Genomic DNA, 16,147 nt, shown 5'->3' with positions numbered 1-16,147 from the left:
TCATCCTTCTTTAATTACAGTTTTATAGCATCATTTATTAATCATTATTCTTATTACAAATATGAAATTTTTTTCATCTTTTATACTGTCTTTATGTTCAGTATTGGGCTTTTCACAGACCATACTCTACCAGACGGAAAACACATCACGTACAGTTCAGGATCCTCAGGTAGTAGTACTTGCCCAGGGCTTCCACGCAACATCAGCGACTTCTAATCCTTTTGTTGCTAAAATTGGTCCTGGCACAGAAAATCCGGGAGGAGGACCTATAGATTCTGGAGCGGGAGCTACAAATCCTTCGGGAACAACAGAAACAGCAGATAACAAATTTCATGATACCAAAGGAGATATCGACGTTTCCGGAAGTGGACAGTTGCAGTTTTCATTACCTGTTGCATTGCCTCCTGGTGTAAAAAGTGTAGCACCACAAGTAAATCTTGTTTATACTAGTGGTTCCGGGAATGGGATTGCAGGTTATGGCTGGAATATTTCCGGTGTAACAGCTATTGCAAGAATGGGGAGAAGCATTGAAAAAGATGGAAATTCTAAAGGTATACAGCTGGATTATTCAGACTATTATAGTTTCAACGGGCAAAGGCTTATTATAAAGTCCGGAGAATATGGTAAAGACGGAGCTGAGTATACCACCGAAAAATATTCTAACATCAAAATCAAATCAATAGGAAGCATTAGTGGCAAACCCTGGAAGGGGCCTGAATATTGGGAAATAACTTTTGAGGACGGTTCTCAGGCATGGTATGGATCAACAACTTCCGGAGAAAGTACGGCAAGAACTCCTATAGAATATAACATTGTTAAATGGAAAGATATAAAGGGTAATTATATTACTTACAACTACATTCATAGCAATAATGTTTCTGTTATTTCCTCAATATTGTGGGGCGGCAATGAGCCATTGAATAAAGCGCATTTCAATGAGATTGATTTTACTTATGGAGTCCGAGAGCTTACTGAAACATTCTATGTTAACGGGCAGCTATTCATTCAGGGGAAATTACTCAGCAATATTACTGTAAATACGAATAATAGTTTATTTAAAAAATATAATATAAATTATGCTATAGATTCTTCCATTTCAAAATATCAATTCGTAGAAAGTATATCTGAACAGGCTGACGGTGATCAATTTGCTAATCCTGTAAAATTTTATAAACCATCGATACCTCAAATAGCCAATAAAGAAGGACTGGACACCAATTTAATTTCCCAGGATCAGAAATTAGGTGATTTTGATGGAGATGGCAGAGTGGATCTATTATATTATAGTACAGGAAGTGCAGGATACTATGACTGTATAGAAACTGATGACAATGGAAACTGTATAACCCAGGGAGCTTATATAGAACCCATGTCAAGCGGTACTTATATCGTTTTCAACAAATTAGACGGAGGGCTTTCCCCGGTAAAGGTTTCTGATGAAAATTTAAGTGACGGTATTGTTGTAGGCGGAATACTTGATAGCAACCAAAAACTATCTACCAATCAAGGGATTGTAACTTATAAAGAAAGTAATGATCCTTTACCCTCTAAAAAGCTTATTCTTAAAGCATATATTTTAAAAAACAATCTTTTAACACTCGTTAAACAGAAAGAAATCCTTTCTAGTCTTTACGATCAGACCGGTGTTTACCCTCCAAATCCAGGCTTGTTTGAAGGACATGAAGATGTAAGCACCTATTTAGGTTCTTTTAAAGAGGCCGACATTAACGGAGATAAAATTTCAGAACTTGTTTTCTCAGCGGATAATAAAAGATGTACGACCACTTATATATACAATGGTAGCCATAATCAAATCCCTACTGTAGAGACAACATGTGATGAGTATTACCGTAATTATGTCATTGACTTATTTTCTGATGCACCCTCTTCTAATCAACTTACTGAGCTAGGCATCGGAAAAAGTATTGATAAAATTGATCTGATAGATATCGATGCAGATGGCACAACAGATTTTATTGATAGAGGAAACGGCTATTTCTATATACTTGCTAAAGGCGGAAATCTAATGGGAAGTGCCGTTTTAGTTGATTTCAACGGAGAAAAAGAAGGCTTAGTGTATGGGGATTTCAATGGGGATGGAAAAGTTGATTTTGCTGTCCCAGAAAAAGACGTTGACGAAACCAGAAACTGGAGGTTCTATACCAATATGGGGAACGATACCTTTAAGGAGCAGTATATGCCTGATTTTGCCACGTATAGAAAAGTACCTTATAGCAGTAACTCAGGTTTAAAGAGGCAGATTATCAATTATAATATTGTTAAAGATGTCAATGGTGACGGGAAGGATGACTTTATCAGCGTACAATCTGAAACATTTAGAAAACATAATCTTGGGGCCAACAGAGATTCCATGTTTGATTTAAAAATTAAGATTAATGAGGGCGGTGACAGTACAGGAAATCTTGTTTTCAGAGAGGGATATACTGATAACATTCTATCATCCAATGATGCTCACTTTACCCCCATCAATATTTCTGCGAGAATCTATAATGTCGACCGCTTTATCATGATTAAACACGGAAATACATCCTTGTTTACTTATGATTATTTCAATCTTCCCCAGAAATATACAGTAAGCAGTATTTCACAGGGAGGTATAACAACTGATATTTCATATAATGATTTAGATTCAGGCAACAGCAATACTTCGAACTTTTATCAGTCAAATAATGATACTCTTGTTTATCCTTATGCCAATCTGAAAAACTTACCTTCTAAAACAGTAGTTACACAGCTTCTCCAGGAAGGAAGAAAGCAGGACTTCAGATACAGAGACCTTACCGCTCATTTTCAGGGCCGTGGTATTCTTGGATTTACCCAAAGTGCCCGTTCATCATGGTATAAGGACGGTTTTGAAAATACAAAAATATGGGCTGGAGCTCAGATTGACCCTATACACGATGCTCTCCCTATGAAAGAATGGTCGATCAGAACAACGGATGAGTCTAAAATTTTTCCTAATGATATTTCGGAAAATAATACACAGCTTCTTTCGTTCAAGTCCAGTGTTTACAAGATTGATAAATTATTAAACGGGCAAATCGTTACTACCGTACAAGATTCTGATAAACCAAAAATTGTAACCGCTATTACTCCTGTTTCAGCCTTAGTGAAAGACTTCCTAACCAATACGGTTACCAACAATACGATAACATATGGTGATTATTATCTTCCGGCACAAACAGTATCTAACGTTAACAATGGTTATGCTATAAAAACCTCCACCCTTGAATACATCCATAACTTATCAGGTATTGGTGTAGACTATTATGTTGGACGTCCAAAGTCTAAAACTGACGCTGTACAAGCATATGGTGACACCAAATCGGCTAAGGAAGAATATATTTATGAAAATAATCTGCTTAAAACACTTAAAACCTGGAACAGAGATAATACGGGATATACACAGGAAACATACAATTATGACGGTTTCGGAAATGTAACGCAAAAAGTTATCAGCAACAGTGTTGATTCCCAAACCCAAACTACCATAGCCCAATATGAATCTAAAGGTCGGTTTGTAGAAAAGAAAATCGATAATTTAGGATTAGAAACCAATATTACCTACAATGACTTAGGGCAGATTCTTACTCAGACTGATCCTTTAGGAAATAGCATTAGAAACACCTATGATAAGTGGGGGAAACTATTGACTGCTAAAAGTAATCTTGGGGGAACAACAACCTATCAATACGAGAAAGATAATAACTCCAACGTTATTATGTCTCAATACGATCCCGATGGTAATATTTCAAAGAAATTTACAAACAAGCTTGGACAGGATTATAAAACTTCCACTAAAGCTTTTGGACAGGGACAATACATCTCAAAAGAAACCCAGTATGATGTATTGGGGAGAAAAATCAAAGAAAGCGAGCCTTATTTTGAGGGACAAACTGCCAGCCAATGGAATGTAACAGAATATGATGACACCGTATTCCCCGCCAAAGTAAGAATGGTATTATTCAACACTAAAGAGACTACAGCATCTGTTTCAGGAAATACGACTACTATAAAAGAGGCAAATGGCTATGGACGAACTACATCCAAGACAACTGATGCACTGGGAAATACGATTTCCACTACGGATAAAGGCGGTACAATCAATTTCTCATATAATGCAGCAGGAGAACAGATTCAGGCTAAATATGCTGAAAACATTGTAACGACCCGTTATGATGCATGGGGAAGAAAATCAGAATTTAATGATCCCTCTAATGGAACTTATAAATATGAATATGATGGGTTCGGACAACCTAAAAAAACTATAAGTCCAAAAGGAACCAAAGAATATACTTATAATTCCTTAGGACAGGTTATTTCACAAAAAGAAATTTCTACCACAGACGGTGGGGAGGCAACCAATAAGATGATCTCCTATACCTATGACAATAAAGGAAGAATCATTACAAAATCCGGTACATCCAAAGGTAAGGTATACAGTTCAAATGTATTCTATGATCCTCAGGGGAGAATGCTATCGGCATCTGAAAGCAGCAATGATAAATATTTTATCCAAAAAGGACTCACTTACGATGACAAAGGAAGAGTGATTTCTTATGAAAAAAACCTTTATTCATCAGGAGTACTGACAAAAGTTACCATAGAAAATATCTACAGCAGCTGGAATGGCGACTTATACCAGGTTAAAGATAAAAACTCAGGGAAAGTATTATGGGAGCTTAACGAGCTTAACGCTAAAGGTCAGGTCCTTAAAACTAAGCTTGGGGCTGCAGTTATTAATAACACCTATGATTCAAACGGATTTTTAATTACCACTAATCATTCATCACATGCTAAGCCAAGTATATTACAGCTTTCTTACTCATTTGATGCGATTAAAAATGAATTAAAAAGCAGAACAACAGGAGGCGATTTTAATATTGTAGAATCATTTGATTATGATGATAATAACCGATTGGTCAATTGGACTAATCCGGTAACCGGCATCAAGCCTTCAGTCAATAGAAACATTTATGATATAAAAGGAAGAATCATTGAAAACGATCAGGTAGGAACCATTAAGTATGAAAATGCTGCCAAGATCTACCAGCCAACAGGAATGACATTGAATGCCGCAGGTACTCAAAACTACAACAATGACCTGATACAAAGCATTGCTTATAACGAGAACAATGATCCGGTATTTATCAATGGGGAAAAAGGAGATGTTGCTTTTCAGTATGGCTTAACGAGCATGAGGCAGAAAGTAAGCTACGGAGGGAATTTCGATCCTGATCAGGAAGGTAAGTTTACAAAATTCTACAGCGAAGACGGAAGTTTTGAAATTGTAAAAGACAATACAACCGGGAAAGAAAAGCACATAATCTATATTGGGGGAAGTCCTTATGAAAGTAATATTATGTATCTTAAAAATTATGATGACACCAATGGATCTTATAAATTTTTGCATAAAGATTATTTAGGCAGTATCTTAGCCATCAGTGATGAGGCGGGAAATAAACTGGAACAGAGGCATTTTGATGCCTGGGGTAATTTCACCCATCTTCAGATTGAAAATGGACCTGTGATCACCGATAAAAATATTATTGACACAACTCCGTTATTAACAGAAAGAGGATACACCAGCCATGAGCATTTTGCAGAGGTAGGCATCATCCATATGAATGGAAGATTGTATGATCCACTGCTGAGAAGATTCTTAAATGCAGATGAAAACATTCAGGATCCTACCAATACCCAAAACTACAATAAGTATGGGTATGTAATGAATAATCCACTGATGTACAATGATCCTACGGGAGAATTTTTTGGGTTGGGAGAATTTTTATCTGCTGTGATTATTGCCGCTATTGTTGGGGGAACAGCATATTCAATAGGCGTTTTAATTTCAGGAGATTATTGGAATATTGGAAGCTTTCTTAAAGCAACAACTATTGGTGCCGTATCGGGAGCCATAACATTTGGAATAGGCACTGTATTCTCAACTGCTTTCGAAACGATTAAGGGTACGGCATTAGGACCTGTTTTAGCAAGGATAGGATTAAGTACTGTACAAGCAGGAGTACACGGTTTTGTACAGGGAACCTTATCTTTAATGCAGGGAGGAAACAATTTTGAGCAATCATTTGTAGCTGGAGCATTAGGAAGTTTAGCTTCTTCAGCATACATAGATTTTGTAGGCAGTACTGGAGTTGGAAATATACTATTTAGTGCTTTATCTGGCGGAGTTGGATCCTCACTAACAGGAGGGAATTTCTGGGAAGGAGCTGTTATAGGTGGAATTGTTGCTGGATTAAATCACGCAATGCATGCAACACAGACAAAATCTACCGCAAATATTTATATTGAGACAGATGGTGTAGGTCACGTATTTATTGAAATAGATGGAGTTGTTTATTCGTACGGAAGATACGATGGTAGCTACTCGCCAGCTTCAGGAAGTTTAGCTCCTTTAGGAGATGGTGTCTTGTTGAAATTAGAGGGCAAAAATGCCTCTAATTTTATTGCAGAAAGAAATGCCAAATACCCAACTGATAAATATTCTGTAAAAGTTGATGGAGCAAAAGTAAAAGCATATTATAATGAACGATACAATAAGGGAACTCCGCTAGCAGGTAAGGATGGGTATTATAAATATGGCAGAGCAATTGATAAATATAATTTAATGGGTCCGGGAGGAAATAACTGCACAACAATTACATACAAAGCACTAAACTCTGGTGGAGCAAATATCAAACCTGCCCAGACACCTGCAGGATTACGATATGATCTTCAACAATTAGAATATTATAAACAAGGATATAATCCTTCTCAACATCTTTGGGGCCCAAAATAAATAAGTTATGAGAATTAAAAAAATTTTAATGATAATATTATTTGCTTTAATAATAGGATTAGGTTTAAATTATCTTAATTTATGCATTTCCGAAAAATATGAAACACAATTGGAAGGATTAAATCCAACTGAAAAAAGAATTAAAGAAGCGGAAGAGTTAAAAAAGAAAATAGACACTCATAAGAAAATTTCTCTTTATATAATTTTCATTTCTTTGGTTGCTTTTTATCCTGTTTCTTTAATAAAAAAATAAATGCATTTATTTGTTAAAAATAATCTCCTGAATTTCGAGGAATAAGTTTATAATGCTCCGTTCTGCTGGACTAAATCTTTAATTTTTTCTTGGGGATAAAAGTATTCGATAATTGTGTATATTCCTTTTTTTATCCAGTTACTGGAGTCCCAGAAGAACTTTATCTTTAATGCAGGGAGGAAACAATTTTGAGCAATCCTTTGTAGCTGGAGCATTAGGAAGTCTAGCTTCTTCTGCTTTCACAGGTATTGTAGGTAGTACTGGAGTCGGAAATATATTATTTAGTGCTTTATCTGGTGGAGTTGGCTCAAAACTAACAGGAGGAAATTTCTGGGAAGGGGCTGGAATTGGTGGAATTGTTGCAGGGTTAAACCATGAATTACACACATTAAGAAGCTCACTAGTCATGAGAGATGTAATAAACCGTATAGATGAAGAAATTAATAAAGCTTACGGTAATGAAGAAGCAAGTAATGCAAAACCAGAAGTAACTGCACAAGCAGCAGCAAAATTAATTTTAAAAATCCCAGAATTATCAAGGCTATTGAATGAAATAATTAAATCAGGAGGTTCAGTAAATCTATACGCTTTAAAAAATTATGAGATACATGCTATCGACGAAAAAGGAAATAAATTTAAAGCCAAAGCAATGACAACGTTTAGAGGGAAAACAGGCCTTATTAAATTAGCAAGAATAGCTTATTTTAATAATAGAAGTTTAGCTTTAACTTTAGGACACGAATTAATGCATGTTTTTTCACAGGTAAGTGGAGACTATTCTGAATGGATAAATACTTGGGGGCCTTCAAAAGCAAATGCTATGGATGAAATTAGATCATGGGAATGGAGTAAAGCATGGGGACAAGGCGCAACTGGTTGGCGATCGTTTTTACCGGATTACTATAATAAATTTAATAATTAATTATATGAAAAATATAATAGCCGGATTACTAATAATTTCTCTTTCTAGTTGTAAAAAACAGCAAGATGTTAAATTAAACATATTGAATTATGAAAATAATAAATTAAAATTTGAAATAATAAATAATAGTCAAAAAAATTACTATTTCCCCATCAACAATAGAAATTTACAATACACTACAGTAAATTTTATTAAAAACAATGGCATTTACATGATTTTTAAAAATATTGATGGTAGTAAACTTGAAGATACGGAGGTTTCATACTATCCAAGCCAATTAAGTGATGAAGTAAAACAGGATTCTATAGTAAGAAATAAGATCCCTGAGTTTCATAACAAGACATTAAGCTGGATATCTTATTATAGAAATAACTTTGTCAATAACATTTATTTACAGAGTGAGGATAAAATTGTCATTAATTCTTATTATAATGCAAATTATAGATTAAAAAAGGGAGCCAAATATAAGTTACAACTAGCAATAGCTGTAGATACTCTTGAATTTAAAAAACATTCATATAGTTCGCTTATTGAAAAATTGACGTTAAATAATTATAATGTTTACCAAGGTATATTATTTTCAAATGAAATTAGTTTTACAGTTAAATAAAAAAATAACTTCATTTTCAAAAAAAGTAAAAAAACACTAATCCATAAACAAAGGAAGCTACTTGGTAGCTTCCTTTTTGCTTAAACCCTGAAAAAAGCAAGAGCCCCAGAATCATCTGAAGCCCTTACCCCCTTATATGAGAAATCAACTCTATTACAAATTCGGATTATTTTCAATTTCCTTTTGAGGAATACTGAACAGATAATACCTGCTGTTCGGTGCAAAAGCGGTCTGGTCAGGGAACGCAAAAATGCTGTGTCCTCTTCCATTGACGGTTTTTACGGTTCCGGAAGGGGTGGTTATCTGCACCTGAATAGGCTGTCCGGCAGCATTCGTGTAAGGTTTTCTTACCACTGTTCCCTGCGTTCGGATAATATCGGATAATGAGAACCCTTCGCCAAACAATTCTTTTCTTCTTTCAATCAAGACTTCTTTAATGACGTCATTCTGCGCTAGAGATCCTGTATAAAGATTGGCATGCCTTGCGGATTTCAACTGGTTTAAAACAGCTATAGCATTCGTAACATTCCCATTTCTTGCTTCAGCTTCAGCCTCGATCAGATACATTTCTGACGCTCTCATGAATACAATATCAGCAATAAGATTGGCTTTAAATTTAAACTTCGCATATCTCAGCAGCCCTTCCCTTCCCGGAAGTCCGTCCCATGAAAACAAAGAATACCGGATATCATTGGTATCAAACAAATCTTTAAAATAAGGATCAGCCATAAAACTGTAATAATAACTTCCTGAAGATGAAACATCCAGATAATGGAATGCATAGCTCTCTCCCGACTGCTCCGCAGTCTGACCGTGCCCCCAGATCCATTCTCCGTTACTGATGTCGTTAAATCCTTCTTTATATTTTTCGGGAGTCATTAACGGATATCCTGCTTTTGCTATTTGCGCAGCAGTGATCGCTTTAGACCATTCTCCGGTGTTCAGATAAGTTCTTGCCAGCAATCCGTTGACCACAGAACGGTCTATTTTATCTTTATTGTTTCGGGTGTAGTTCTGAAGCAGATTACTCGCTTCGGACAGATCTGTTTTAATCAAAGTATAGATATCTTCAAGACTCGCTTTTTTTCCTCCTACAGATCCCGTTGTGGTAGGTACTGTATAAACGGGAACCGCTAGAGCCGTTTTATCCTTCAAATAGCTGAACTGATAAAAGCTCGCCAGATTCAGATAACAGAAAGCACGCAATGCTTTTGCCTGGCCCTTCACTTGGTCTTTCTTATCCTGGCTTCCTTCCGTTGCGTCAATTCTCGCAATCACATTATTCATATTATTGATCGTAGAATACAACATGCTCCAGATAAAAAGAGGCCTGCTTCCCGTATTATTAACCAAATCCGTGAATGCATACGCAGAAGGAAAACCGTATTTATTCGTTAACACAGCTACATCACTTCCCATCGCATCACTGGTTCTCAACACGGTTGAATACCCAATATTCGCAAAGGTTGTTCCCTCATCATTAAAGGTTGCCCAAGCTCCGTTAATAACCGTCTCAGCACTTTCCGCCGTTTTAAAGATCTCTTCTTCACTCGCCTGATTGGTTGGTGCTGTTTCCAGGTCACTTTCACAACTTACAAAAGATAATGCAGCCGCTAGAGCAAAAGATATATATATAATTTTTTTCATTGTTTCAATTTTAAGATATTAAAGAGTTGCCTGAATTCCAAAAGTTACCGTCCTCATAGCAGGATACCTGTAATACGTCGTTCCATCTAAGGTCTGTTCAGGATCCATTCCCTTATGCTTGTAGAAGGTTAAAAGATTCTCTCCCTGTACATAAATTCTGAATTTTTTCAGTCCCAGTCTCTCAAAATAATCTGACGGAAGCGTATATCCGATACTCACATTTTTCAGTCTTGCATAGGTTGCAGAATATAAAAATCTTGACGAAGCAGACGTCCAGTTATTCGTGGTTGTATTCAAAGCAGGAACATCAGTATATCGGTTTTCCGGAGTCCAGCGGTTAAGCATTTCTTCGCTCCATGCCCTTCCCGGTAAATTTCCACCCGATAAGATTGAAGTATAATCCGTATCCAGCACTTTACCCCCAATTCTGAAAGTCAACAAGGCAGATAAGTCAAAGTTTTTGTACGCAAGGTTCGTAGTAATTCCTCCCACCAGTTTTGGAAGCGATGAACCCTGAATTTCTCTCGTAGCTTTCCCTATTTCAGACGTTGTCCCTTCTACAGTCTGTCCGTTGGCATCCGTAATAATCGTCTTCCAAAGAGGTTTTCCATTACTTGGATCTACCCCAACCCAGGTCGGAAGATAGAAATCATAGACCGAACCACCTTCTCTTAGCAGCTTTGTTCCGCTAATGATGGAACCTTTGGGAAGCTTGGTGATTGTATTACTTAAAGTACTCAGATTGATATCAACATTCCATTCGAAATATTTCGTCCTAACCGGAGTCGTAAACAATGAGAATTCAAAACCTGAGTTCTGCAGTTTCCCGATATTCGCCTGAAAACCTGTAAATCCTAATGAAGGAGCCAAAGGCATTTCAAATAATAAATCCTGGCTCTCCCGTTTAAAATATTCTACATTTCCTTTAATTCTGTTATTTAAAATAGCGAACTCTAATCCAACGTTCAAATTAATATTCGTTTCCCATTTCAAATCTGGTGTAGGAAGTTTATTCGCTACTGTTCCCGGTTCTCCAAGATTATTGTAGAAAGTATATAAACTCTGATACGCGTAATACGTTTTCAGTTTATCATTTCCCTGACCTCCATAACTTGCACGAAGGGTCAGCTGATTAAAGACATTCAAATCTTTAATAAAATTTTCGCTGGATGCTTTCCATGAACCACCCACTGACCAGAAAGTTCCCCATCTGTTATCCGGTGAAAATCTGGAAGAACCATCAGATCGTACCGATCCGGAAATAAAGTATTTGTTCTGATAATCATATTCTATTTTCCCAAGGAAACTTAATAGTCCTAATTTGTCACTGCTCCCGGTAAAACCTCCTAATAATGATGCTGCAGCAGGCTCGTAATAATAGGGAAGTGAGAACTGGCTTCTGCTTCCTGATATCGTCTGATATTCATAGTGGTAGAACTCCTGCCCTGCTAACGCATTAAAATGGTGCTGCCCAAATTTTTTATCGTACGTTAAAATATTACTGGTGGTATAAGAAAACGTCCTGGAGTTTGTTTTCGTCACAGAACCTCCGATTTCGGCTCCCTGCCCCAACAGCGGATTGGTATAATAATGCCCGTTATAATTCACCAAATCAACAGAAAAACTGGATTTAAACTTCAGTTCAGGTAAAAAACTAAAATCTAAAAACCCTTTCCCGGAAAAGTTATCTTCCCTGTTTTCATTTTTATCCAAAGGTAAAGTTGCCGCTAAATTCTGGTTCTGGAAAGCACTGGTAGGTCTGTATGATCCAAAATCAAAAATAGGATTTCCATTAAGATCCAGTTTCTGGCTTCCATCGGCATTTCTTTCATAATAAGGGTAAAATGAAGGAATAATACGTCCTACATTGATAATATTATCCGAACTGGAATCTGATGAAGATGGAGACAGCTGGATACTATTCGTGTAACTTAAATTCGCACCGACATTTAACCATTTTTTGACTTCAGAATTGATTTTAAGTCTGGTACTGTATTTTTTAAAACCGGATTCAATCGCAATCCCTTTATCATCAAGATATCCCAGTGAAAAATAATAATTGCTTTTCTCACTTCCGCCACTGAAATCTAAATCAACCTGATTCCTGGAAGCTACTCTTTGAAGAACATCGGCCCAATTGTCATTCCACAACGGTTTTGCTCCCGCCAGAAGTTTCCCGTCTGTTCCTACCGGTTTTGAATAATTAGCTCCATAAGGATTGATCCCCAAAGCATTAATAAGATTATCTGTGGCCATTTGCCCAGCCTGCTGAGCTGAAATCAGATTGGATTGATAGCCATTCCTCAAAGCCTCCCAATATAACTGGAAATACTGATCCGTACTCACCTGTTTGTAATCTTTTACCGCTCTTGAGGAAAATCCCTGGCTCATGTTAAAATTAATTCTCGACTCTCCTTTTTTACCAGATTTTGTTGTCACCAGAATCACTCCATTAGCTCCTCTTGATCCATACAGCGCACTTGCAGAAGCATCTTTCAAGACACTGATCGACTCGATATCATTCGGGCTTATGGTATTGATATTTCCGTCAAAAGGAATTCCATCAATGACATACAACGGATCACTTGAAGCACTCACAGACCCAATTCCACGAATCCTGACAGAAGCCACTGAACCAGGCTGACCTGAAGAACTTACTGCCTGAAGTCCCGCAACCTGCCCTTCTAAAGCTTTCGTGATATTATTCACAGGTCTGTTGTTAATCTTATCACTTGAAATAGTTGCTACCGATCCCGTATAGCTTGTTCTTTTAGCCTTTCCGTAAGCTACCACTACTACTTCATCAATCTCCTTTGCCTGGAGTGTATCTTTTTTAGCCTTTGTTGTCTGCCCGTTTGCACTGATAATTCCCAGGAAAAATACAGCAACAGGTGGAATCCAAATTCTAGAATTAATTAATTTTTCACTAATCATAATCAATTTTATTTATCAATATTAAAAAAACAACCCTTTGCGGAAAAGTCAGCAAAGGGCATCGATAAATACGATTAACCAATTGCTTATTTTTCCTTTAAGGCTGAATGTAACACCTTGCATAGTGCAGGTTGTTAAGACTTCACAGGGTCAGTTCCCTCCATCTTTCTTTATAAGCCGATCGAAATATGGTTGCAAATCTAAAAACAATTAGTCTATAAAACAAGTAGACTACTTATTTTTTAATTATAATTTCACAAAAATTAACTTAATTTTATTTTAAAAACCACCAAAATAGACACTTATACCGATTGTCAATTTTACAAATATGAGATATATCATTATCAATAATTCAATTTTAAGCATGAAACAAAAAAATGACGTCAATGACGTCATTTTATCTTTTACTAAAGTTCAATTATAATTCTTAAATTCCAAATTTTATTGATTAAATATTTTCTTCCACTTTGCTACAGAATTTCTGCTTAACTTAAATTTACTGGCAACCTGTGTGTTATTATATCCGTTTCTTTTTTGATATGCTAAAATTTCAAGAATAGAAGATTCATCATAAGATCTTTGTTTACGGCTGAATTCAGCTGTCCCCTGATCTTCGGTGGCAAAGATCATTTGATTGAGATTAATAACATCCAACACAGATAAAACCTTTTTTTGCAAAATAGAACGACAGCGTTCAGACTTTTCAGGATATTTATTAGAAATAATATCCTGAAAAATTTTTTTATAATTTGGTGCTAATTTTTCCATATATTTTCTTTATTTCTATTGTAGAGACTTTTTCATTTTCAAAAAATATAAACATAACTGTTTTTCTGTATAAACGCTTTATTTCCAGAACATAAGTCCAGGTATTAGCCGGATAGAAGTTAAATTCATGCCCCAGCAATTCTATCACTTTTTCTTTATTCAGGTTCAATAAATAATCATATTTATTTCCTTTTTCACTCATTGCCATCATTATATTTACTGACCCATTTATAAAGTGTTGTTTTAGGAATTCTATATTCTTCAATCACCTGATGCTTCGTTTTCTGTCCTGTATTAATTAATTCTAAAATAAAATCCACCACCTGCCTGGTATAAACATTTTTCCTAAAGTTAGGAAGAGACGCTTCACCTTTAGATAAGGTATTGATGTGTGAGTTGTTTTCAGGAGCAAATAAAATAAGATGCTGAGTATAGATCCTAAAAAAATCATATTCCAAAAGTTTACTCCATTTCAGAAGAACTTCCGAATCAAGACTTTTCTGGGTATACATAGCAAGTATTTCATCCTCTGTAGTTTTGTGAAAATTACAGATACGGTCCATTGCAATCTCCATCTCTTCAACTCTTTTTTTTATACAACTCCCAATGTGGATATTTTTAAAATTAAATTTCATTCTATCTATCTTTATTCCTTTAGCTCTCTTCTGATTTTATTCTTTAAGATTTCCCATGTAATCCAGACAATTTTCCTTGTAAACATAAATGATACAATTTAGAAAACGTTGTATTCAAGTTATTTTATAATCAATCTTTCAACATATTGAAAACAGGAAAGAAGAACTTTTGATAGTTCCTCTTTCCAAAAATTTATAAAAATGGTTAGTATAATCTCTGGATTGATATGTAAACTTCCAAAGTATTATCTGCAGTACTAGCATCAGTAGTGGGATTTTGATCTCTACCGTTGACTGGGGTACCTGTCGTAGATTTGTTATCTATACGTAATACATAATATACTCTGTACCATTTGTTATCTGCTGTAGTAACATCTAATGTCACCGTCTCATTAGCTCCCTGAGAAAGGTATACACCATCATCAAACTCAGCATAATTCCCCGGTCCCAGCAATCTGTTTCCGGTAGATGCATCTCCGGTAAATGTAGATACTTCAGAAACCCATACTTTTGCATTTGCAGCGGTTATATTATAAATACGTGGAACAAAATTGGTATTAGTACCCGTATTATCAAATGCATTTGGAGCATTGACAAAAGCATCAACTCTAAACGTATTGTTCACTACTGGAAGATCAGTAAGAAACTGGCTTAAAATAAAATTTGCTGTCTGACGTGGAATTGAAGTATGATAATATACCAACTCTCCAGGAGCAATCACAGTTCCTCCTCCTACTGTAGCACTACAAGTCTGTCCTCCAATACTTAACGGAAATGTAGTCAGTGTAGGACTGGATACAGTAGGCGTTCCTGATACTGTATAACTAAGGATTCCTGATCCTGAATTAAAATTCCCGGAAGCCAGCGTTGCTGTAAGCCCATTAACAGGACCTACAATTTGTGCCGGATAAGTACCTCCGTTTCCTCCGGTATAAGGAACAGTCATTGTCCCGGTATAGGGTGTTCCGGCAGTATAAGTCCCCGGAGATAATGTTACCCCATTACAGGTAATAGCCCCCAAAGTTCCAGCTGCAAGAGAGCCGTTATTAAACGTTCTCCACTCTGTACCGTTCCAGAATACATACCCTACATAACTTAGTCCACCTGTTCCTAAATTATACACAAGCAAACCTGCTGCTGGTGAAGGTATTGTAGCCTGATCTATCTGAGAAGTCAGAGCCACTTTAGGGCCTAAAAACCCTTTTTTACTTCCAGTAGCCAAGCCATCTACATTCACATCAAGAATTGCCGATGCATTAGGCGCTGCAGTCCCAATTCCTACACTACCTGTTGAGGTTACTGTAAAATCATTAGATCCCTGTGCTGCGGTTGGAGCACCTGTTGAAGGATTATCTTTCAATCCATCTACATGGAAAGTTCCTTGGGGATTTACGGTATTAATACCTACTTGGGAGTACATAAATACCGAAGCAATGGTTGCGAGTAATAATATTGTTTTTTTCATTTTTGAATTTGTTTTTAAGTTAAAAATTGAGAAAAGTTTTGAGGAAAACTTTTCTCAAGAAATCATCATTTGTGTTTTTAGATCATTTATATC

Annotated in this window: 10 protein-coding genes and 1 riboswitch; of the genes, 4 read left to right on the top strand and 6 right to left on the bottom strand. The window is 36.2% G+C overall.

Annotated elements, in window-relative coordinates; all coding sequences use genetic code 11:
- Nucleotides 1-61 precede the first annotated feature (61 nt).
- The 4 genes from SB679_RS04770 (at nt 62) to SB679_RS04755 (ending at nt 8,605) form a co-directional block, all read left to right on the top strand.
- Entirely contained in the window at nt 62-6,820 is a 6,759-nt protein-coding gene (locus SB679_RS04770) for an RHS repeat-associated core domain-containing protein (RefSeq protein ID WP_410701063.1), read from the top strand.
- Nucleotides 6,821-6,827: 7 nt separating this feature from the next.
- The gene (locus SB679_RS04765; RefSeq protein ID WP_410701062.1) at nt 6,828-7,073 is read left to right on the top strand and encodes a hypothetical protein; all 246 of its coding nucleotides are present in this window, start codon (nt 6,828-6,830) and stop codon (nt 7,071-7,073) included.
- 169 nt (nt 7,074-7,242) lie between these two features.
- A complete protein-coding gene (locus tag SB679_RS04760; RefSeq protein WP_410701061.1) occupies nt 7,243-7,995 on the top strand; it encodes a hypothetical protein in 753 nt (250 codons plus the stop codon).
- A gap of 4 nt (nt 7,996-7,999) precedes the next feature.
- Nucleotides 8,000-8,605, top strand: a complete 606-nt coding sequence (locus SB679_RS04755) for a hypothetical protein (protein ID WP_410701060.1) — start codon at nt 8,000-8,002, stop codon at nt 8,603-8,605.
- Nucleotides 8,606-8,758: 153 nt separating this feature from the next.
- Here the strand turns inward: SB679_RS04755 and SB679_RS04750 are convergent, their stop codons facing one another.
- From SB679_RS04750 to SB679_RS04725, 6 genes are all read right to left on the bottom strand, one after another.
- On the bottom strand, nt 8,759-10,252 hold the full coding sequence (locus SB679_RS04750; RefSeq protein ID WP_410701059.1) for a RagB/SusD family nutrient uptake outer membrane protein: 1,494 nt from the start codon (nt 10,250-10,252) through the stop codon (nt 8,759-8,761).
- 18 nt (nt 10,253-10,270) lie between these two features.
- A complete protein-coding gene (locus SB679_RS04745; protein ID WP_410701058.1) occupies nt 10,271-13,186 on the bottom strand; it encodes a SusC/RagA family TonB-linked outer membrane protein in 2,916 nt (971 codons plus the stop codon).
- A gap of 83 nt (nt 13,187-13,269) precedes the next feature.
- Nucleotides 13,270-13,365: riboswitch (SAM riboswitch) on the bottom strand.
- A gap of 262 nt (nt 13,366-13,627) precedes the next feature.
- Nucleotides 13,628-13,954, bottom strand: a complete 327-nt coding sequence (locus SB679_RS04740; RefSeq protein ID WP_410701057.1) for a helix-turn-helix domain-containing protein — start codon at nt 13,952-13,954, stop codon at nt 13,628-13,630.
- Complete coding sequence (locus tag SB679_RS04735) at nt 13,929-14,156, bottom strand: hypothetical protein (RefSeq protein WP_410701056.1); 228 nt, start codon at nt 14,154-14,156, stop codon at nt 13,929-13,931. The genes SB679_RS04740 and SB679_RS04735 overlap by 26 nt, the downstream gene beginning before the upstream one ends.
- Nucleotides 14,149-14,589 (bottom strand): transposase, encoded by a 441-nt coding sequence (locus SB679_RS04730; protein ID WP_410701055.1) that lies wholly within the window; start codon nt 14,587-14,589, stop codon nt 14,149-14,151. Before SB679_RS04730 ends, SB679_RS04735 begins: the two co-directional genes overlap by 8 nt.
- Before the next feature lie 205 nt (nt 14,590-14,794).
- On the bottom strand, nt 14,795-16,054 hold the full coding sequence (locus tag SB679_RS04725; protein WP_410701054.1) for a hypothetical protein: 1,260 nt from the start codon (nt 16,052-16,054) through the stop codon (nt 14,795-14,797).
- Nucleotides 16,055-16,147: the final 93 nt, after the last annotated feature.

This window comes from Chryseobacterium sp. SIMBA_029 (assembly GCF_046535275.1).
GTDB lineage: Bacteria > Bacteroidota > Bacteroidia > Flavobacteriales > Weeksellaceae > Chryseobacterium.
The sequence above is the reverse complement of the archived record's forward strand: the minus strand, read 5'-3'. Positions and strand labels throughout refer to the sequence as shown.